Source organism: Pseudomonas sp. MWU12-3103b, assembly GCF_023100615.1.
GTDB lineage: Bacteria > Pseudomonadota > Gammaproteobacteria > Pseudomonadales > Pseudomonadaceae > Aquipseudomonas > Aquipseudomonas putida_A.
Genome location: NZ_JALMEY010000018.1, coordinates 99,035 through 119,004, shown reverse-complemented (window position 1 = coordinate 119,004; position 19,970 = coordinate 99,035). Strand labels below are relative to the sequence as shown.

15 protein-coding genes and 3 tRNA genes are annotated in these 19,970 nt (G+C 61.0%); all 18 read left to right on the top strand.

Annotation, left to right across the window (positions count from 1 at the left end; all coding sequences use genetic code 11):
• Window positions 1-8 precede the first annotated feature (8 nt).
• The 18 genes from leuB to M0808_RS24155 all read left to right on the top strand — a co-directional run bounded on the left by leuB (window position 9) and on the right by M0808_RS24155 (window position 19,969).
• Window positions 9-1,091, top strand: a complete 1,083-nt coding sequence (gene leuB, locus M0808_RS24240; protein ID WP_247842662.1) for a 3-isopropylmalate dehydrogenase — start codon at window positions 9-11, stop codon at window positions 1,089-1,091.
• A 66-nt stretch (window positions 1,092-1,157) separates the two neighbouring features.
• Window positions 1,158-2,270, top strand: a complete 1,113-nt coding sequence (gene asd / locus M0808_RS24235; RefSeq protein ID WP_003226428.1) for an aspartate-semialdehyde dehydrogenase — start codon at window positions 1,158-1,160, stop codon at window positions 2,268-2,270.
• A gap of 247 nt (window positions 2,271-2,517) precedes the next feature.
• Entirely contained in the window at window positions 2,518-3,528 is a 1,011-nt protein-coding gene (locus M0808_RS24230) for an aspartate-semialdehyde dehydrogenase (protein WP_027611531.1), read from the top strand.
• 209 nt (window positions 3,529-3,737) lie between these two features.
• On the top strand, window positions 3,738-6,380 hold the full coding sequence (locus tag M0808_RS24225; protein WP_247842661.1) for a FimV/HubP family polar landmark protein: 2,643 nt from the start codon (window positions 3,738-3,740) through the stop codon (window positions 6,378-6,380).
• Window positions 6,381-6,646: 266 nt separating this feature from the next.
• Window positions 6,647-7,471, top strand: coding sequence for a tRNA pseudouridine(38-40) synthase TruA (truA, locus tag M0808_RS24220; protein ID WP_177439981.1), 825 nt, complete (start codon window positions 6,647-6,649; stop codon window positions 7,469-7,471).
• A gap of 64 nt (window positions 7,472-7,535) precedes the next feature.
• The gene (locus tag M0808_RS24215; RefSeq protein WP_139055550.1) at window positions 7,536-8,180 is read left to right on the top strand and encodes a phosphoribosylanthranilate isomerase; all 645 of its coding nucleotides are present in this window, start codon (window positions 7,536-7,538) and stop codon (window positions 8,178-8,180) included.
• Window positions 8,181-8,380: 200 nt separating this feature from the next.
• Entirely contained in the window at window positions 8,381-9,301 is a 921-nt protein-coding gene (gene accD, locus M0808_RS24210) for an acetyl-CoA carboxylase, carboxyltransferase subunit beta (RefSeq protein WP_247842660.1), read from the top strand.
• A complete protein-coding gene (folC, locus tag M0808_RS24205; RefSeq protein ID WP_247842659.1) occupies window positions 9,298-10,605 on the top strand; it encodes a bifunctional tetrahydrofolate synthase/dihydrofolate synthase in 1,308 nt (435 codons plus the stop codon). Before accD ends, folC begins: the two co-directional genes overlap by 4 nt.
• Window positions 10,589-11,242 (top strand): SPOR domain-containing protein, encoded by a 654-nt coding sequence (locus M0808_RS24200; protein WP_247842658.1) that lies wholly within the window; start codon window positions 10,589-10,591, stop codon window positions 11,240-11,242. Before folC ends, M0808_RS24200 begins: the two co-directional genes overlap by 17 nt.
• 98 nt (window positions 11,243-11,340) lie before the next feature.
• The gene (locus M0808_RS24195; RefSeq protein ID WP_007961197.1) at window positions 11,341-11,901 is read left to right on the top strand and encodes a CvpA family protein; all 561 of its coding nucleotides are present in this window, start codon (window positions 11,341-11,343) and stop codon (window positions 11,899-11,901) included.
• Between the two features lie 41 nt (window positions 11,902-11,942).
• On the top strand, window positions 11,943-13,448 hold the full coding sequence (gene purF / locus M0808_RS24190; protein ID WP_003226416.1) for an amidophosphoribosyltransferase: 1,506 nt from the start codon (window positions 11,943-11,945) through the stop codon (window positions 13,446-13,448).
• 80 nt (window positions 13,449-13,528) lie between these two features.
• Window positions 13,529-14,740 carry an O-succinylhomoserine sulfhydrylase gene (locus M0808_RS24185; RefSeq protein WP_103484392.1) on the top strand — a complete coding sequence of 404 codons (1,212 nt, stop codon included), beginning with the start codon at window positions 13,529-13,531 and terminating at the stop codon, window positions 14,738-14,740.
• A complete protein-coding gene (locus tag M0808_RS24180) occupies window positions 14,737-15,513 on the top strand; it encodes an SDR family oxidoreductase (protein WP_003226413.1) in 777 nt (258 codons plus the stop codon). Before M0808_RS24185 ends, M0808_RS24180 begins: the two co-directional genes overlap by 4 nt.
• Before the next feature lie 217 nt (window positions 15,514-15,730).
• Window positions 15,731-15,806, top strand: a tRNA-Val gene (locus M0808_RS24175).
• 55 nt (window positions 15,807-15,861) lie between these two features.
• Window positions 15,862-15,938: transfer RNA gene (locus tag M0808_RS24170), tRNA-Asp, on the top strand.
• A 94-nt stretch (window positions 15,939-16,032) separates the two neighbouring features.
• Window positions 16,033-16,109, top strand: a tRNA-Asp gene (locus tag M0808_RS24165).
• Window positions 16,110-16,605: 496 nt separating this feature from the next.
• Window positions 16,606-19,437: a xanthine dehydrogenase family protein molybdopterin-binding subunit gene (locus M0808_RS24160; RefSeq protein WP_247842657.1), complete on the top strand. Its 2,832-nt coding sequence runs from the start codon at window positions 16,606-16,608 to the stop codon at window positions 19,435-19,437.
• Window positions 19,430-19,969: a (2Fe-2S)-binding protein gene (locus M0808_RS24155; RefSeq protein WP_003226408.1), complete on the top strand. Its 540-nt coding sequence runs from the start codon at window positions 19,430-19,432 to the stop codon at window positions 19,967-19,969. Before M0808_RS24160 ends, M0808_RS24155 begins: the two co-directional genes overlap by 8 nt.
• Window position 19,970 lies beyond the last annotated feature (1 nt).

Genomic DNA, 19,970 nt, shown 5'->3' with positions numbered 1-19,970 from the left:
AGGAAAGCATGAGCAAGCAGATTCTGATTCTCCCAGGTGACGGTATTGGTCCGGAAATCATGGCCGAAGCGGTCAAGGTGCTGGAGCTGGCCAACGACAAGTACAACCTGGGCTTCGAGCTGAGCCATGACGTGATCGGTGGCGCCGCCATCGACAAGCATGGCGTGCCGTTGGCCGACGAAACCCTCGAGCGTGCCCGTGCTGCCGATGCAGTCCTGTTGGGCGCCGTGGGCGGCCCGAAATGGGACACCATCGAGCGTGACATCCGCCCTGAGCGCGGTCTGCTGAAAATCCGTGCGCAGCTGGGCCTGTTCGGCAACCTGCGTCCGGCGATCCTCTACCCGCAACTGGCCGACGCTTCGAGCCTGAAGCCGGAAATCGTTGCCGGTCTGGACATTCTGATCGTCCGTGAACTGACCGGCGGCATCTACTTCGGCGCGCCACGCGGCACCCGCACCCTGGACAACGGCGAGCGTCAGTCTTACGACACCCTGCCGTACAGCGAAAGCGAAATCCGCCGTATCGCCCGCGTCGGTTTCGACATGGCCATGGTTCGCGGCAAGAAGCTGTGCTCGGTGGACAAGGCCAACGTGCTGGCGTCCAGCCAACTGTGGCGTGAAGTGGTCGAGCAGGTCGCCAAGGATTACCCTGAAGTCGAACTGAGCCACATGTACGTCGACAACGCCGCCATGCAACTGGTGCGCGCACCGAAGCAGTTCGACGTGATCGTCACCGACAACATGTTCGGCGACATCCTGTCCGACGAAGCCTCGATGCTCACCGGCTCCATCGGCATGCTGCCGTCGGCTTCGCTGGATTCGAACAACAAGGGCATGTACGAGCCGTGCCACGGTTCGGCGCCGGACATCGCCGGTAAAGGCATTGCCAACCCGTTGGCGACCATTCTGTCGGTGTCGATGATGCTGCGTTACAGCTTCAATCTGCACGATGCGGCCGATGCCATCGAGAAGGCCGTCAGCGTGGTGCTGGATCAAGGCTTGCGTACCGGTGACATCTATTCGGCCGGTTGCACCAAAGTCGGAACGCAGGAAATGGGTGACGCAGTAGTCGCCGCGCTGCGGAATCTGTAATCTCTCGGGCCCGCTGCGAAATTCAATACAAAGCAGCGGCCCACTTTTCAAGAAGGTGTAGTTGCGATGAAACGTGTAGGTCTGATCGGTTGGCGCGGCATGGTCGGTTCCGTGCTCATGCAGCGGATGCTGGAAGAGCAGGATTTCGATCTTATCGAGCCGGTGTTTTTCACCACTTCCAATGTCGGTGGCCAAGGCCCGTCCGTGGGCAAGGACATTGCTCCGCTCAAGGACGCTTACAGCATTGAAGAGCTGAAAACCCTCGACGTGATTCTGACCTGCCAGGGCGGCGACTACACCAGCGAAGTGTTCCCGAAGCTGCGCGAAGCCGGCTGGCAGGGTTACTGGATCGACGCGGCTTCCAGCCTGCGCATGAACGATGACGCCGTCATCATTCTCGACCCGGTCAACCGCAAGGTCATCGACCAGCAACTGGACGCGGGCACCAAGAACTACATCGGCGGCAACTGCACCGTCAGCCTGATGCTGATGGGCCTGGGTGGTCTGTTCGAGGCCGGTCTGGTCGAGTGGATGAGCGCCATGACTTATCAGGCGGCCTCCGGTGCCGGCGCGCAGAACATGCGTGAACTGATCAAGCAGATGGGGGCGACTCACGCCGCTGTCGCCGATCAACTGGCCGACCCGGCCAGCGCGATCCTCGACATCGACCGTCGCGTGGCCGAGGCCATGCGCAGCGACGCGTACCCGACCGAAAACTTCGGCGTACCGCTGGCCGGCAGCCTGATTCCGTGGATCGACAAGGAACTGCCGAACGGCCAGAGCCGCGAAGAGTGGAAGGCCCAGGCCGAGACCAACAAGATCCTCGGCCGCTTCAAGAGCCCGATCCCGGTCGACGGCATCTGCGTGCGCATCGGCGCCATGCGTTGCCACAGCCAGGCGCTGACCATCAAGCTGAACAAAGACGTGCCGATCGCTGATATCGAAGGGCTGATCAGCCAGCACAACCCTTGGGTCAAACTGGTGCCGAACAACCGCGACATCAGCATGCAGGAGCTGAGCCCGACCAAGGTCACCGGCACCCTGAACGTACCGGTGGGTCGTCTGCGCAAGCTGAACATGGGCTCGCAATTCGTCGGTGCCTTCACCGTCGGCGACCAACTGCTGTGGGGCGCGGCCGAACCGCTGCGTCGCATGCTGCGGATCCTGCTGGAGCGTTGATCGCTTGATGCAATGAAAGAACCCGCGCCTTGTGAGAGGTGCGGGTTTTTTTATGCCTGAGGGTTCCCGGTGTCAGGTCTGGCGCCTTCGCGAGCAAGCCCGCTCCCACCCTTGAAATGCGTTCCCCCTGTGGGAGCGGGCTTGCTCGCGAAGAGGTCAGAACAAACACTGCAAGTCCCGCAGAAATTGCCTGCATGGCAGTCACCCGGTAAAGTGCCGCTCCCCCCGTTTCGCCAGAGGTAGAACCATGACCCAGACCCTTGATATTGCCGTCGTCGGCGCCACCGGTACTGTCGGCGAAACCCTCGTACAGATTCTCGAAGAACGCGACTTCCCGGTCGGCAACCTGCACCTCCTGGCCAGCAGCGAATCCGCCGGCAGTTCGGTGCTGTTTCGCAACAAGAACGTGCGCGTGCGTGAAGTCGACGAGTTCGATTTCAGCAAGGTCAAACTGGTGTTCTTCGCCGCTGGCGCTGCCGTTTCCCTGAGTTACGCGGCGCGTGCCCACGCGGCCGGTTGCTCGCTGATCGATCTGTCCGGCGCATTGCCGGCCGAGCAGGCGCCGCAAGTGGTGCCGGAGGCCAACGCCGAGGTCATTGCCGGTCTGAAAGCACCGTTCCAGGTCAGCAGCCCAAGCCCTTCGGCGACGACGCTGGCCGTGGTGCTGGCGCCGCTGCTCGATTTGCTCGAACTGCAATACGTCAACGTCACCGCCAATCTGGCCGTATCCGCCCAAGGTCGCGAAGCTGTGACCGAGCTGGCGCGGCAGACCGCTGAGTTGCTGAACATGCGTCCGCTGGAGCCGACTTTCTTTGATCGGCAGATGGCCTTCAACCTGTTGGCCCAGGTCGGCACGCCCGACGCTCAAGGCCACACGCTGCTGGAAAAACGGCTGGTGCGCGAGTTGCGTCAGGTGCTGAAGCAGCCTTTATTAAAGATTTCCGCCACTTGCGTTCAAGCCCCGGTGTTTTTTGGCGATAGCTATAGCGTGACCTTGCAGTCAGCGAGCGCGGTCGACCTGGCAAAGGTCAACGCTGCGCTTGAGGATGCGCCCGGCATCGAGCTGGTTGAGGCCGGCGATTATCCGACTGCGGTGGGTGACGCGGTGGGGCAGGACGTTGTCTATGTCGGTCGGGTGCGCAGCGGTGTCGACGACCCGGCGGAACTTAATCTGTGGCTGACGTCAGATAACGTACGCAAAGGCGCGGCCCTGAATGCTGTGCAGGTCGCTGAATTGTTGATAAAAGACCTGCTGTAAAAGATACTTGGCAACAATTTGTCGACTGATTCTAGGTGAGCGCTATGCTTGCCCGGAGCACTTGATAACGTGTCACCCTCCGGGACTTTCCGGGGCATCAAAGAAATGATCGCGCGCGGCAGTCTGTCGTCGTCGCGCGCAATGCCTTACGGCAGCGGCAATCAACATCTTCTCGCTGGCCGAGGAACGTTCAAACAAAGGATGAGGCTATGGTTCAAGTTCGCAAACTGGTGTTAGCAATAGCGGCCGCCTCGGCGCTGTCCTCCGGTATGGCGCATGCCCTCGGGCTCGGGGAGCTGACCCTGAAGTCGACCCTGAACCAGCCGCTGGTGGCCGAGATCGAGCTGCTCGACGTCAAGGATCTCACTGCTGCCGAAGTGGTGCCGAGCCTGGCTTCACCCGAAGATTTCGCCAAGGCCGGCGTCGATCGCCAGGCCTTCCTCAACGACCTGACGTTCACCCCGGTGCTCAACGCCAGCGGCAAAAGCGTGCTGCGCGTGACTTCGAGCAAGCCGCTGTCGGAACCGATGGTGAAATTCCTCGTGCAGGTGATGTGGCCCAACGGCCGTCTGCTGCGCGATTACAGCGTGCTGCTGGATCCGTCGAAGTTCTCGCCGCAGACCGCTGATGCCGCCGCGCAACCGGCGCCGTCGCAGACCATCACCGCACCGACCACCGGCGCGACTCACCCGAATCAATACACCACCACGCCGCGCGATACCCTGTGGGAAATCGCCGCGAAGGCGCGCACCGGCGGTTCGGTGCAGCAGACCATGCTGGCGATTCAGGCGCTCAACCCGGATGCGTTCATCGACGGCAACATCAACCGGCTGAAAACCGGTCAGGTGCTGCGCCTGCCGGACTCGGTGGAAAGCACCGCGCTGCCGCAATCGAAAGCGATTGCCGAAGTCGCCGCGCAGAACGAAGCCTGGCGTCAGGGTCGTCGCTATGTGGCCAAGCCGGGTACCGGCCAGCAGCAGCTCGATGCCACCAAGCGTGGTCGCAGCAATGTCGGCGCCGGCCAGAATGCCAAGGACAACCTGAGTCTGGTCTCTGCCGAAAACGCCAAAGGGCGTGGCAAAGGCCCGGCCGGCGATGCCAAGGCGTTGAGCAACAAGCTGGCGGTGACTCAGGAAAGCCTCGACACGACCCGTCGTGACAACGAGGAACTGAAAAGCCGCATGGCCGATCTGCAAAGTCAGCTGGACAAGCTGCAACGCCTGATCGAGCTGAAGAACAATCAACTGGCGAAGATGCAGGCCGAAGGCCCGGGCGCTGCGCCAGCCGCCACTGCTGCCGTACCGGCGATCACCGCCGAACTGGCTGCAACCCCTCCAGCCACCCCGGCAGAAGCGGCGCCAACACCTGAATCGGCGATTGCGCCACCGGTCGACACGCCTGCTGAAACGCCGGTGGTCGCGCCGAAACCGGTTGTTGACGAGGATAAAACCTTCAATGAACTGCTGACCAATCCGATCCTGCTGGGTCTGATCGGTGGCGGTGCGGTGGTGTTGCTGCTTCTGCTGTTGCTGCTGGCCCGTCGCCGCAAAGCCCAGCAGGAAGCCGAGAAACACCTGCGCATGGCTCGCGCTCTGGCGGAAGAGCAAGAGTTCTCCACCGAGCAGGATCTGCCGGAAAGCAGCTTCGAAGGCCTGGAAACACCTGCTGCCAGCGTCAAGCTCAACACCCCGGCACCTGCGCCAGCGCCTGCTGCGGTAGTGGCTCCGGTGGTGATGGCTGAGCCGATTGCCGCGCCATTGGTCGCACCGTCCGCCGAGCGTTCCGATGACGTGCTGGACAAGGCTCAGTCGCACATCAATGCCGGTCGCCTGAATCAGGCCGCAGCGTTGCTGGAAGAGGGCGTCAGCCTCGAGCCGCAACGCAGTGATCTGCGTCTGAAACTGATGGAAGTCTACGGTCAGCAGGGTGATCGCGATGCGTTCGTGGGTCAGGAGCGTCAGTTGGTGGCCAACGGTGATAACTTCGCCAAGGTCGAAGAGCTGAAAAAACGCTTCCCGGCCATGGCGGTCGTCGCTGTCGCGGGTCTGGCTGCAGCGGCAGCCGCCGCCGAACTCGATGCGCAATACGTCAAGGAGCTGCTGCTCGACGAGCCAGAGGTGCCTGCACCTGAGCCTGCTCCTGCGGCAGACGACCTGGACAGCGCGTTCGACCTGAGCCTGGACGATCTCGACAACATTACTCCGGTTGAGCCTGCACCTGTTGTTGAGCCTGAAGCTCCGGTGGAGCTGGACGAGTTCCCGGCCGACGACGATCTGAGCTTTGAATCGGTGCTGCAACAGCAGACCGAGATCAAAGAGAATCTCGACGACCTGTCGGACTTCGACCTCGATCTGGATCTGGGTGCCGAGCCTGCGCCAGCCCCGGCGGCGGATCTGGCGGATGATGACTTCTTGCTGGATCTGGACGAAGGCGTGAAAGATCTGTCGCCGGCCGAGCCTGTGGTCGCCAACGAAGTGCCACAGGACGATCTGGAGCTGCCGGCGGATTTCGATCTGTCGCTGGCTGATGAAATGGACAGCAACCCGGCGGCCGAGCCTGACGCATTCGCAGCGGAACTGAATGACGTCAACGCCGAGCTGGATCGCCTGTCGCAGAGCATCGCCGAGCCGACCTTCACCGAAGCCGATGCGGCCATGGGCGATGATCTGGGCGAGGACGATTTCGACTTCCTCGCCGGCACCGATGAAGCCGCGACCAAACTCGATCTGGCCCAGGCTTACATCGATATGGGCGACAGCGACGGCGCACGCGACATCCTCAACGAAGTGTTGACCGAGGGTGACGAAAAGCAGCGTGGCGAAGCCAAGGAAATGCTTTCGCACCTGGCATGAGCCAGCGGTAAATAAAAACGGCAGCCCATCGAGGCTGCCGTTTTTTTTGGGCTGGATTCTGCAGCGCCTGGAATGGCGCTTTCGCGAGCAAGCCCGCTCCCACATTTGAAATGTGCTCTACCTGTGGGAGCGGGCTTGCTCGCGAAGAGGTCGGATCCGTCAACACAGAACTGACTGGCATCCCCGGTCCACAGCCTTATAATGCCCGCCTTTGCACATCAGCAGGCTGTCCCACCTTGGCAAACATAGATAACCCGGTCGCCGAAATGGCACCCGAAGGCTTTTACCGTGTGGCACTGGGTGTCGAGTACAAAGGCTCGCGCTACAGCGGCTGGCAGCGTCAGTTGACCGGCGTGGCCACGGTGCAGGAAGAACTCGAAAAAGCCTTGTCGAAAGTCGCCAATTCGCCGATTTCGCTGCAGTGCGCCGGGCGTACCGATGCCGGGGTGCATGCTTGCGGACAAGTGGTGCATTTCGACACGCCAGTCGATCGTTCGCTGAAAGCCTGGGTGATGGGCGCCAATATCAACCTGCCCCACGACATCAGTGTCAGCTGGGCGCGGGTGATGCCGGCGCATTTCCATGCGCGGTTCAAAGCCATCGCCCGGCGTTATCGCTATGTCATCTACAACGATCAGATTCGTCCGGCGCATCTCAACGAAGAAATCACCTGGAACCACCGCCCACTCGACGTTGAGCGCATGGCTGAAGCGGCGCAATACCTGATCGGCACTCACGATTTCAGTGCGTTCCGTGCTGGTCAGTGCCAGGCCAAGTCGCCGATCAAGAAGATGCATCATCTGCGCGTGACTCGCCACGGCAAGATGATCGTTCTCGATATTCGCGCCAACGCCTTTTTGCACCACATGGTGCGCAACATTGCCGGTGTGCTGATGACCATCGGTGCCGGCGAGCGGCCTGTCGAGTGGATGAAGGAAGTGCTGGAAAGCCGCGAGCGCCGTTCCGGTGGTGTGACAGCGCATCCGTACGGGCTGTACCTGGTGCAGGTCGAGTATCACGACGAATTTCCGTTGCCCGAGCGTTTTATCGGGCCACATTTCCTTACGGGTTTCTCGGAACTTGACGGCTGACGCCCTCGAACGCATTTGTTACCATCCGGGACTTTCCCGAATTTGACGCGGAGTTTTTCTCGATATGTCAGCCGTTCGCAGCAAGATCTGCGGGATTACCCGCATAGAAGATGCGTTGGCAGCGGTCGAGGCCGGGGCGGATGCGATCGGGTTCGTGTTCTACGCCAAGAGCCCGCGTGCAGTGAGCGTGCAGCAGGCAAGGGCGATCATCCAGGCCTTGCCGCCGTTCGTGACGACGGTGGGCCTGTTCGTCAATGCCAGCCGCTGCGAGTTGGGGGAAATCCTCGATGCCGTGCCGCTGGATTTGTTGCAGTTCCATGGCGACGAGACCGCTGAACAGTGCGAAGGTTGGCATCGTCCGTACATCAAGGCATTGCGGGTCAAGGCTGGCGATGACATCGCGGCTGCCGTCGATGCCTATCCGAGTGCCAGTGGCGTGCTGCTCGACACTTATGTCGAAGGCGTGCCGGGCGGAACCGGCGAGGCGTTCGACTGGTCTTTGATTCCGCAAGCTTTGAGCAAGCCGCTGATCCTGGCCGGTGGCCTCACCCCGGAAAACGTCGCCGACGCTGTGGCCCGGGTCAAACCGTACGCGGTCGATGTCAGCGGCGGGGTAGAAGCGAGCAAGGGCATCAAGGATCATGCGAAGATCCGCGCGTTCATCAATGCCGTACGTAGAAGCTCGCAGGGAGCGTCTACTTCGATGTGACGGCTGGCGAACTGCCGCCGTCCATCAATGCACTTGCACAAAGCAGGCGAGGCTGAGGGTTTCTGGAGTTGCACGCAGGTCATGTTTCGCGCTGACCGCGGCGTTCCACCAACCATCGCCACACACATGAATTTAGCTGAAGGGCATACGCGGGGCTGCGAACCAGAGCGTTCGGGCCGCCGGTACTGGAGAAAGAAAGCATGAGCAACTGGTTGGTAGACAAACTGATCCCTTCGATCATGCGTTCGGAGGTCAAGAAGAGCTCGGTGCCTGAAGGTCTGTGGCACAAATGCCCGTCCTGCGAGGCTGTGCTGTATCGCCCTGAGCTGGAAAAGACCCTGGACGTTTGCCCCAAGTGCAACCACCACATGCGCATCGGCGCACGGGCGCGCATCGACATCTTCCTGGATGCCGAAGGCCGCAACGAGCTGGGTGCAGACCTGGAGCCGGTTGACCGTCTGAAATTCCGCGACGGCAAGAAGTACAAGGACCGTCTGGTCGCTGCACAGAAGCAGACCGGCGAAAAAGACGCGCTGATCTCCGTCAGTGGCACCCTGTTGGGTATGCCGGTGGTGGTGTCGGCGTTCGAATTCAGCTTCATGGGCGGTTCCATGGGCGCCATCGTCGGTGAGCGCTTCGTGCGCGCCGCCAACTACGCCCTGGAAAACCGTTGCCCGATGATCTGCTTCGCCGCCTCCGGTGGTGCGCGCATGCAGGAAGCGCTGATCTCGCTGATGCAGATGGCCAAGACTTCGGCCGTGCTCGCGCGTTTGCGTGAAGAAGGCATTCCGTTCATCTCGGTGCTGACCGACCCGGTCTACGGCGGCGTTTCCGCCAGTCTGGCAATGCTCGGCGACGTGATCGTCGGTGAGCCGAAAGCCCTGATCGGCTTCGCCGGTCCGCGTGTGATCGAGCAGACCGTGCGTGAAAAGCTGCCGGAAGGCTTCCAGCGCAGCGAGTTCCTGCTGGAGCATGGCGCGATCGATCTGATCATTGATCGTCGTGAATTGCGTCCACGTCTGGGCAATCTGCTGGCGCAACTGATCGGCCAGCCGACTCCGACCTACGTCGCCGCTCCTGTCGAGCCAATCGTCGTTCCACCGGTGCCTGCCAACGTATGACCGAGCGTACCCTTGGCGAGTGGCTCGCCTACCTTGAGCAGTTGCATCCATCGGCCATCGACATGGGGCTGGAGCGTTCGCAACAGGTAGCGTCCCGCATGGGACTGGGCCAGCCGGCGCCTCGGGTGATTACGGTCACCGGCACCAACGGCAAGGGTTCGACCTGCGCTTTCGTGGCTTCCTTGCTACGGGCGCAGGGCCTGAGCGTGGGTGTCTACAATTCTCCGCACCTGCTGCGTTACAACGAGCGGGTGCAGCTCAATGGCGTCGAAGCCACTGACACTCAGCTGTGCGAGGCCTTCGCTGCAGTCGAGGCCGGGCGTGGCGACACTTCCCTGACTTACTTCGAAATGGGCACCCTGGCGGCGTTCTGGCTGTTTCAACAGGCAAAACTTGACGCTGTGGTGCTGGAAGTCGGTCTGGGTGGGCGTCTGGACACGGTCAATGTGGTGGACGCCGATATCGCGCTGGTCACCAGCATTGGCGTCGATCATGCCGAATACCTGGGCAATACCCGCGAATCCGTGGCCTTCGAGAAGGCCGGGATTTTCCGTCAGGGCAAACCAGCCTTGTGCGGCGACCTGAATCCTCCGCGCCCGTTGCTCGACAAGGCGCGGGAGCTGGCATGTCCGTTTTTCCTGCGTGGGCGTGATTTCGACCTCGGCATCACAGACCAGCACTGGCAGTGGCGCGGTACCGATGCGCAAGGCCAGCCGGTCGAACTGCGCGACTTGCCGCTGCTCGATCTGCCAATGGAAAACGCCGCGCTGGCCTTGCAGGCATATCTGCTGCTTGGTTTGCCGTGGAATCCGTCGCAAATTGTTGCTGCCTTGCAGGCCACTCGCGTGGTCGGCCGGCTGGATCGTCGCTCGTTCGAATTCCATGGCAAGCGCCTGAACCTGCTGCTGGACGTGGGGCATAACCCGCACGCGGCGGAGTATCTGGCGCGGCGGCTGGCCAGTCGGCCGCCGGTGGGCAAGCGTCTGGCGGTATTCGGCTTGCTGGCCGACAAGGATCTGGATGGTGTTGTCGGCGAATTGAATGCTAGTGTCCAGCATTGGGCGGTCGCGCCGCTGGATTCGCCGCGTTCGCGTCCGGTCAGTGAATTGCACGCCGGGTTGCAGAACCTTGGCGCGTCCGTCACGTCCTATGACAGTGTCGCAGCGGCGCTGGAAGGGCAGTGCGAGATCGCAACCAGCGACGACGAGATTCTGTTGTTCGGATCATTTTATTGTGTTGCCGAGGCCCTTGAATGGTTGGCCCGGCGCTCCACGGAGGAAGCGGCAAATGGCTTTGCTGGATAAAGCGTACAAGCAGCGCATGGTTGGCGCCCTGGTGCTGGTGGCACTGGCGGTGATTTTCCTGCCGATGCTGTTTTCCCGCCAGGACGAGCAACGTCAAGTGACGGTCGAGGCGCCTGCCGCGCCGCAAGCCCCTTCGATGCCGCAGGTGCAAATGGAATCGGTGGCCGTGCCTGAGCCGCAGGCTTTGCCGCAAGAACCGGTGCCAGCGGATGAAGAAGTCGCAGAAGACACTGCGCCTGCTGTACCAATCGCGGCAGCCCCGGCGCCGACGGCGCCCATAGCAATCGCCAAGCCGACTGCGCCGCCTGCGGTGGCCAAACCGATTCCGGCACCTGCTCAGCCTATTGCTGCTGCGTCGAAACCTGACACCACGCAAAGTCGCGTCGATGCCAACGGTCTGTCGGTCAGCTGGTCGGTGCAACTGGCCAGCCTGTCGAGTCGCGCCAGCGCCGAAAGCCTGCAGAAAACCCTGCGCAGCCAAGGCTATAACGCCTATATCCGTTCCGCCGACGGCAAGAATCGGGTGTTCGTGGGGCCGCTGATCGAGCGTGCCGAGGCCGATCGTCTGCGTGATCTGTTGAGTCGCCAGCAGAACCTCAAAGGGTTTGTCGTGCGCTTCCAGCCCGAGCGCGGCTAGGATCTATCGATTCGATTGAAATGCACTGAAAATCGCAGCTTACCGACAGCGGTGCGCTCTGCTAAAATGCGCCGCCTTATCCGTCTGTAGGCTGCACTGTGCCATTTACCCTGGTTGACTGGGCGATCGTTGCAATCATCGCCATCTCCGCTTTGATCAGTTTGAGCCGCGGCTTCGTCAAGGAAGCATTATCGCTGGTGACCTGGATCATCGCAGGAGCGGTTGCCTGGATGTTCGGTGGCTCACTGTCCGAGTACCTCGCCGGATACATCGAAACCCCATCGGCTCGCGTGATCGCGGGCTGTGCCATCATGTTTGTCGCCACGCTGATCGTGGGCGCAATGATCAATTATCTTATCGGCGAGTTGGTGCGCGTGACCGGATTGTCCGGCACCGACCGATTCCTGGGCATGGCCTTCGGCGCGGCGCGTGGCGTGTTGCTGGTGGTCGTGGCAGTCGGGCTGTTGAGCCTGGGGCCGGTACAGCAGGACGGGTGGTGGAAAGAATCACAGCTCGTGCCAAAGTTTCTATTGGTCGCCGACTGGTCCAAAAACCTGATTCTCGGGTGGAGCAGTCAGTGGCTTGCCAGCGGAATCAGCGTACCCGCTGATATTCCGTTCAAGGAGCAACTCTTGCCGTCGGCCAAAACGCCTCAGTGAGTGTTGTTCAGTTCAGATCCATTAAGTAGGGGTTGCGTCGCATGTGTGGCATCGTCGGTATCGTCGGTAAGTCGAACGTCAATCAGGCGCTGTATGACGCGCTAACCGTGCTCCAGCACCGCGGCCAGGACGCTGCCGGTATCGTGACCAGCCATGATGGCCGGTTGTTCTTGCGCAAGGACAATGGTCTGGTGCGTGACGTGTTTCAGCAGCGTCACATGCAGCGCCTGGTCGGCCACATGGGTATCGGTCACGTCCGTTACCCGACTGCCGGCAGCTCGACCTCGGCCGAAGCGCAGCCGTTTTACGTCAACTCGCCTTACGGCATCACCCTGGCGCACAACGGCAACCTGACCAACGTTGAACAGTTGGCCAAAGAGATCTACGAATCCGACCTGCGTCACGTCAACACCAGTTCCGACTCGGAAGTGCTGCTTAACGTGTTCGCCCACGAGCTGGCCCAGCGCGGCAAGCTGCAACCGACCGAAGAAGACGTGTTTGCCGCCGTGACCGACGTGCACAACCGTTGCGTCGGCGGTTACGCGGTGGTGGCGATGATCACCGGTTACGGCATCGTCGGTTTCCGTGACCCGCACGGCATTCGTCCGATCGTGTTCGGCCAGCGTCACACCGACGAAGGCGTCGAGTACATGATCGCTTCCGAAAGCGTTTCCCTGGACGTGCTCGGTTTCACCCTGATCCGCGACCTGGCCCCGGGCGAAGCGGTCTACATCACTGAAGACGGCAAGCTGCACACTCGTCAGTGCGCGACCAACCCGTCCCTGACCCCGTGCATCTTCGAACACGTCTACCTGGCGCGTCCGGATTCGATCATCGACGGTGTGTCGGTGTACAAGGCGCGTCTGCGCATGGGCGAGAAACTCGCCGAGAAGATCCTGCGCGAGCGTCCAGAGCACGACATCGACGTGGTCATCCCGATCCCGGACACCAGCCGCACCGCCGCGCTGGAGCTGGCGAACCACCTGGGTGTGAAATTCCGCGAAGGCTTCGTCAAGAACCGTTACATCGGCCGGACCTTCATCATGCCGGGCCAGGCGGCGCGCAAGAAGTCGGTTCGCCAGAAGCTCAACGCGATCGAGCTGGAATTCCGCGGCAAGAACGTGATGCTGGTCGACGACTCGATCGTACGCGGCACCACCTGCAAGCAGATCATCCAGATGGCCCGCGAAGCCGGCGCGAAAAACGTCTACTTCTGCTCGGCGGCCCCGGCCGTACGCTTCCCGAACGTTTACGGCATCGACATGCCGAGCGCTCACGAACTGATCGCACACAATCGTTCGACTCAGGATGTGGCGGATCTGATCGGTGCAGACTGGCTGATCTATCAGGATCTGCCTGACTTGATCGAAGCAGTCGGTGGCGGCAAGATCAAGATCGAAAACTTCGATTGCGCGGTGTTCGACGGCAAGTACGTCACCGGCGACGTCGACGAGGCTTACCTGGACAAGATCGAGCAGGCACGCAACGATGCCTCCAAGGTCAAGACCCAGGCGGTCAGTGCGATCATCGATCTGTACAACAACTGAGTTTCTACCGGCCCTGAGGGGCCGGTTTTGTATCTGGCAAAAGACTTTCATTTATTCAGTACAGGGCAAGGAGTGACAGCATGAGTCAGGAATGGGATGCCGGTCGGCTGGACAGCGACCTCGAAGGCGTAGCGTTCGATACCCTGGCCGTACGTGCCGGTCAGCACCGTACGCCGGAAGGCGAACACGGTGATCCGATGTTCTTCACTTCCAGCTACGTGTTCCGTACCGCTGCCGACGCGGCTGCGCGGTTTGCCGGGGAAGTGCCGGGCAACGTTTACTCGCGCTACACCAACCCGACCGTGCGCGCGTTCGAAGAGCGCATTGCCGCGCTGGAAGGCGCCGAGCAAGCGGTCGCCACCGCCACGGGCATGGCCGCGATCATGGCGGTGGTGATGAGCCTGTGCAGTGCCGGCGATCACGTGCTGGTGTCGCGCAGCGTGTTCGGTTCGACCATCAGCCTGTTCGAGAAGTACTTCAAGCGTTTCGGTGTGCAAGTCGACTACGTGCCGCTGGCCGATCTGTCGGGTTGGGATGCGGCGATCAAGCCGAACACCAAGCTGCTGTTCGTCGAGTCGCCGTCCAACCCGCTGGCTGAGCTGGTGGATATTACCGCGCTGGCGGAAATCGCTCACGCCAAAGGCGCGATGCTGGTGGTCGACAACTGCTTCTGCACGCCTGCCTTGCAGCAGCCGCTGAAACTCGGCGCGGACATTGTCGTGCACTCGGCGACCAAGTTCATCGACGGCCAGGGCCGCTGCATGGGCGGTGTGGTGGCTGGTCGCAGCGAGCAGATGAAAGAAGTTGTCGGTTTCCTGCGCACCGCCGGGCCGACCCTGAGCCCGTTCAACGCGTGGATCTTCCTCAAGGGCCTGGAAACCCTGAATCTGCGGATGAAGGCGCACTGCGCCAACGCCCAGCAACTGGCCGAATGGCTGGAGCAGCAGGACGGTATCGAGAAAGTCCATTACGCCGGTCTCAAGAGTCATCCGCAGCACGAACTGGCCCAGCGTCAACAGAAGGGCTTCGGTGCAGTGGTGAGTTTCGAGGTCAAGGGCGGTAAAGAGGGCGCGTGGCGCTTTATCGATGCCACCCGGTTGATCTCGATCACCGCCAACCTTGGTGACAGCAAAACCACCATCACCCATCCGAGCACCACCTCCCATGGCCGTCTGGCGCCACAGGAGCGTGAAGCAGCAGGGATCCGTGACAGCCTGATCCGCATCGCGGTCGGTCTGGAAGACGTGGCGGACCTGCAGGCTGATCTGTCGCGCGGTCTGGCGGCGTTGTGATCGAGTTGTCTACTCCGAAGGCGGGCACCCATGGCCGCGTGGCGCTGGTTACCGGTGCTGCGCGCGGCATCGGTTTGGGTATCGCGGCCTGGTTGATCAGCGAAGGCTGGCAAGTGGTGTTGACTGATCTCGATCGTGTGCGCGGTTCGAAAGTGGCGAAGGTGCTGGGCGAGAATGCCTGGTTCATCGCCATGGACGTGGCGGATGAAAGTCAGGTCGCGCTCGGTGTTGCCGAGGTGCTCGGCCAATTTGGTCGTCTCGATGCACTGGTGTGCAACGCGGCAGTCGCTGACCCGCACAACATCACCCTGGAAAGTCTTGATCTGGCGTACTGGAATCGAGTGCTGGCGGTAAACCTCAGTGGACCGATGCTGCTGGCCAAGCACTGCGCGCCGTATCTGCGCGCGCACAACGGCTCGATCGTCAATCTGGCCTCGACCCGTGCGCGGCAGTCGGAGGCTGATTCCGAGGCGTATGCGGCGAGCAAGGGCGGGTTGTTGGCGCTGACCCACGCGCTGGCGATCAGCCTCGGGCCGGAAATTCGCGTCAATGCGGTCAGCCCTGGCTGGATTGATGCTCGGGATCCTTCTGCGCGGCGAGCAGAGCCTTTGGCCGATGCCGATCATGCTCAGCATCCGGCGGGCAGGGTAGGGACGGTCGAGGATGTGGCGGCGATGGTCGCGTGGCTGTTGTCGCGCAATGCCGGGTTTGTCACCGGGCAGGAATTCGTCGTGGATGGTGGCATGACCAAGAAGATGATTTACACCGAGTAGATCGCGTTCTTCTCCTGAATTTGCGTCAAATGGGCTGCCGCCTTCGCGAGCAAGCTCGCTCCCACATTTGGAATGCAATCCCCCTGTGGGAGCGAGCTTGCTCGCGAAGGCAGTCTTGCAGGATGGAAACAATTTCGTCTTTTTCAGAAAAACTTCAATCCTGCTATTGACTTAGGTTCGCTACCTGCGTAAATTTCGCGGCCTCGGAGATGCAAACGGGTGATTAGCTCAGCTGGGAGAGCGTCTGCCTTACAAGCAGAATGTCGGCGGTTCGATCCCGTCATCACCCACCACTCCCCGAGAAACTTGCGCAAGCAAGAGGTAGGCTGAAAGTGCCTCCACCGACGCGCAGCGGTAGTTCAGTCGGTTAGAATACCGGCCTGTCACGCCGGGGGTCGCGGGTTCGAGTCCCGTCCGCTGCGCCATATCTTACGAGTCAGAGATTGTCTGGTTCGCGACTGCAAAGCACCGAAGCTTTCAGTCAAAACGAGTTACTTGAGCGCAAGCTCAAAGCGATACGCAGCGGTAGTTCAGTCGGTTAGAATACCGGCCTGTCACGCCGGGGGTCGCGGGTTCGAGTCCCGTCCGCTGCGCCATATCTGTTTCAAGGACCACTGAACGCCTTGAAACACCGAAAGCAGCCGTTGGTTGTTTCGGAATCGATAGCAAAGACCCTGGTCGAAAGACCGGGGTTTTTTGTGTCTGAAATTTGGCAACTTTTCTTTTTCCTCCCCCTATCCCCGAATCCAAAGCAACCCCCCTGTGGGAGCGGGCTTGCTCGCGAAAGCGGTGTGTCAGTTGAAAATGGTCTGCCTGACGTCACGCCTTCGCGAGCAAGCCCGCTCCCACAGGGGGGGTGTCGGTGTGCCCGGCGATCTGCTGCGGTGCCACGTCGCATTGATTTTTTGATTCTTTAGTCAAATTTTTGTAACTGGTTGTTTGCCGGACGCTCAGAAACCTTTAAAGTTAACCTTTCGGTCAGCTTTGCACTGTCAACACGCCCTTTGTTTAGCCAAGAAGGGCTTCTGCAAGACTCGAGATTCCCAGTAGATAACCAGAAGGGCGGACACATAACCGCCCAGAGGATGATCCATGTCCAACCGTGATATATCCCGGCGCTCGTTCCTCCAGGGCGGGCTGGTGGCGGGTGTGAGCGTCACGCTCACGCCGCTCAGCAGTCAGGCGCTGGCTGCCTTGATGGAAAACAGCGTCACCGTGCCGTCCGAGAAGTGGCTCGGCAACAACGGCAAGGCACGCCAACGTAACGACGCCCTGTCCAAGGTCTGCGGCAACAAAGTATTTGCCCGCGACATTCGCTCCAAGGACATGCCGGGCTGGCCTGAACAGCAAGGCCACGCCATGCTGCTGAAAACCATCAAGGCCGACCGAATCTACGAAGGCTACGACCTGTCGTGGCTGGGCGCCGACTTGCAGCCTGACCGCATCGTCACCGCAGCCGATCTGGACAAGGACGGCATCGTCTTCCCCGAAGAACACGCGCCAGACCCTTTGCTGCCGGAAGGCAAAGTGCCGATGTTCATCGGCCACCCGGTGGCGATCCTGATCTGGAACGATTTCGAGCGTTTCCGTCAGGCCAAGAACAAACTCAAATTCAATGACAAGGCGATTCGTTACGGTGCACAAGTGCCGTACTACGAAGGCGACCCTTATGGCAGCTTCCGCTACGTGCGCGTGGGCGGCGCGACCTCGGCCGACGAAGACGAATTCGCCAGCCTGAAAGACTCGATTCTGTTCCCGATGTTGAAAAACCGGCGTCCGGTGTGGAATTCCCAGCCGAACCTGCACGGCAACCTGACCGAGCGCGGCCTGTTCTACGCCGACCGCATGAAAAAAGAGATCGATACGCCGCCGGACAACTGGCTGGTGTTCGACGAGCGCTACAAAACCCCGTCGATCGAACCGGCCGCCATGGAGCCGGACAACGGCAACGGCTGGTACGACCCGAAAACCAAGACCCTGCACTTCGTGGTCGCCACTCAGTGCCCGCTGGAAGCGGCGACCGAGACCGCGAAAATGATCGCGCCATCGCGCTTCGGCCTGGCAAACCTGAACATGCACCCGGGTTACACCGTGGGCTACGGTTCCAAAGACCACAACATCTTCGTCTACTACGCGGCCCTCGCTGCGCTGTACGGCGCCGGTGTACCGATCCGTCTGGCCAACGACCGCTATGAGCAGTTCCAGAGCGGCATCAAGCGTCACCCGTTCGACATCCGCTATCAGCTCGCAGTGGACAAGAACGACTACAGCTTCAAGATTTTCCGTGCCGAGATGAGCGTCGACGGTGGTGGCCGTATCAACTACAGCCCGTCGGTAGCGGCAGTCGGTGCCACGGCAGCGCAGTCGATCTATTACATGCCGCAGAACGATCTGCAGGTCACCGCTTATCACTCGCGTGGTGTTGAAGCGGGTTCGATGCGCGGTTACGGCACCCTGCAAAGCATGGCCTCGACCGAAATGATGGTCGACGAAATCGCCAACCGCCTCGGCGTTGACGCGATTGATCTGCGTCGCAAGAACGCCTTGCGTTCGGGCATGAAAAACACCCAGGGCGCGATCCCGGCGGGTGCTCTGCGCCTGCACGAGATTCTCGACAAGGCCTCGGTGCACGAAGTCTGGAAAAACCGCGACGCGATCAAGAAACAGCGCGAAGCTGCCGACCCGGACAACTGGTACGGCGTGGGTTTTGCCATTTGCCAGAAAGACTTCGGCACTGGCTCCGAAGCGCCGATGGCCAGCATCGAATTCACTGCTGAAGGTCGCATCACTCTGCGTCACATCGGTATTGAAATCGGCACTGGCATGTCCACTTCGCAGGCGCTGGTGGTGGCCGATTTCCTTGGCAGCCCGGCGCACGACGTGAAGACCGGCGAAACCGAATGGAAGGAAATGCAGCTGATCACCAGCGGCAACCCTTACATCATGAGCCAGGCCGAACAGGACAACCTGCTGCGCAACCCGCGTTGGGTCGGCAAGCTGGCCTCGGCGTCGTCCGCGACCAACTCGGCCTACTACTTCAGTCACGCCACCCGTGAAGCGGCGCGCGTGCTGTTCAACAACGGTTTGTGGCCGGCGGCCATGGAAATCTGGCGTCAGGGCCCTTACGGCGGTCAAGCCAACCCTTACGTGGTGCGTCGTGAAGATGCGCATTGGGTCGACGGCAAACTCACTGCCAACGGTATGCAGCCATTGAGCTTCGAAGAGCTGGCCAAGCATGCTCACGAGCGTGGTCTGGTGACCGGTGCCACCGTTCACGCATTCAACCGCTGGAGCTGGGCCGAGGCCGAATACAGCATCGACGGCGTGCGCGAGCGTCTGCCGCTCGACGGTCTGGCAGTGAAGTACGGTGATGGCGCGCCGAAGGCGAAGAAAGCGCTGATGAGCACAGCGGGTTTCCACCTGTTGGATCGCCAGAACATCAACTACCCGGTGGTCCAGTTGAACAACGCTGCGGTGACTTACTACAGCCCGGTCGCAACTCTGGTGGAGCTGAAGGTCAACAAAGGCTCGGCGGAAGTCGAGGTGCTCAACCACCATTCGTGGGTCGAGTGCGGTCGGGTGCTGGTCGAAGAACTGGTCAAGGGCCAGCTCGAAGGCGGGATCGCCATGGGCATCGGTCATGCATTGATGGAAGAGATGCCGCTGTACGAAGGCGGACCGGGGGAGGGTGACTGGAACTTCAACCGTTATCGCCTGCCGATGGCTCGTCACGTGGCGGTGTGGAAGCAGACCGCGGAGATTCTGCCGCCGCTGTCGCCAAGCGATCCGTCCAAGGGCATCGCCGAAGTGGTGATGATCCCGGTGGTCGGTGCCATCGGTAACGCCGTGGCGCACGCCATAGGTAAACGTGTTCGCGATCTGCCAATCACTGCTGCGCGCATCAAGGAGGCCCTCAATGGCTAACCGTCCGCTTCAACTGACCCTCAATGGTCAATCCGTCGGCCCGGTGGACATCCCTGATGACCTGCCGATGATCGACTATCTGCACGAATACAAGAACCTCACCGGTTCACGCCTGGGCTGCGGCCAGGGCATCTGCCACGCCTGCGTGGTGATCGTCGACAACCCGGACGGCACCAGTGAAGAAGTGCGCACCTGCATCACCGGCGCGCATTACTTCGAAGGCAAGAAAGTCCGCACCATCGAAAGTCACGCCAAGCGTGATGAGAGTGGCCAGGTCACTGAGCTGAACCCGATCCAGCAGCGTTTCGTCGACGAATTCGCCTTCCAGTGCAGCTACTGCGCGCCGGGCTTCGTCAATGCCGCGACGGTGCTGGTGGAGAAGCTGCAGCGCCAGCCGATCGTCAAAAGCCAACTGGAAAAAGTCATCGAGGACAGCCTCGGCCACCACATCTGCCGTTGCACCGGGTATGTGCGTTACTACAACGCCACGCGCAACGTGCTGACCGATCTCGGCCTGGTCAAGGAGGGTTGAG

Excerpts from the sequence above, each read along its gene's own strand:
- leuB (WP_247842662.1), top strand. The coding sequence starts at position 9 with ATGAGCAAGCAGATTCTGATTCTCCCAGGTGACGGTATTGGTCCGGAA.
- asd (WP_003226428.1), top strand. The coding sequence starts at position 1,158 with ATGAAACGTGTAGGTCTGATCGGTTGGCGCGGCATGGTCGGTTCCGTG.
- M0808_RS24230 (WP_027611531.1), top strand. The coding sequence starts at position 2,518 with ATGACCCAGACCCTTGATATTGCCGTCGTCGGCGCCACCGGTACTGTC.
- M0808_RS24225 (WP_247842661.1), top strand. The coding sequence starts at position 3,738 with ATGGTTCAAGTTCGCAAACTGGTGTTAGCAATAGCGGCCGCCTCGGCG.
- truA (WP_177439981.1), top strand. The coding sequence starts at position 6,647 with ATGGCACCCGAAGGCTTTTACCGTGTGGCACTGGGTGTCGAGTACAAA.
- M0808_RS24215 (WP_139055550.1), top strand. The coding sequence starts at position 7,536 with ATGTCAGCCGTTCGCAGCAAGATCTGCGGGATTACCCGCATAGAAGAT.
- accD (WP_247842660.1), top strand. The coding sequence starts at position 8,381 with ATGAGCAACTGGTTGGTAGACAAACTGATCCCTTCGATCATGCGTTCG.
- folC (WP_247842659.1), top strand. The coding sequence starts at position 9,298 with ATGACCGAGCGTACCCTTGGCGAGTGGCTCGCCTACCTTGAGCAGTTG.
- M0808_RS24200 (WP_247842658.1), top strand. The coding sequence starts at position 10,589 with ATGGCTTTGCTGGATAAAGCGTACAAGCAGCGCATGGTTGGCGCCCTG.
- purF (WP_003226416.1), top strand. The coding sequence starts at position 11,943 with ATGTGTGGCATCGTCGGTATCGTCGGTAAGTCGAACGTCAATCAGGCG.
- M0808_RS24185 (WP_103484392.1), top strand. The coding sequence starts at position 13,529 with ATGAGTCAGGAATGGGATGCCGGTCGGCTGGACAGCGACCTCGAAGGC.
- M0808_RS24160 (WP_247842657.1), top strand. The coding sequence starts at position 16,606 with ATGTCCAACCGTGATATATCCCGGCGCTCGTTCCTCCAGGGCGGGCTG.
- M0808_RS24155 (WP_003226408.1), top strand. The coding sequence starts at position 19,430 with ATGGCTAACCGTCCGCTTCAACTGACCCTCAATGGTCAATCCGTCGGC.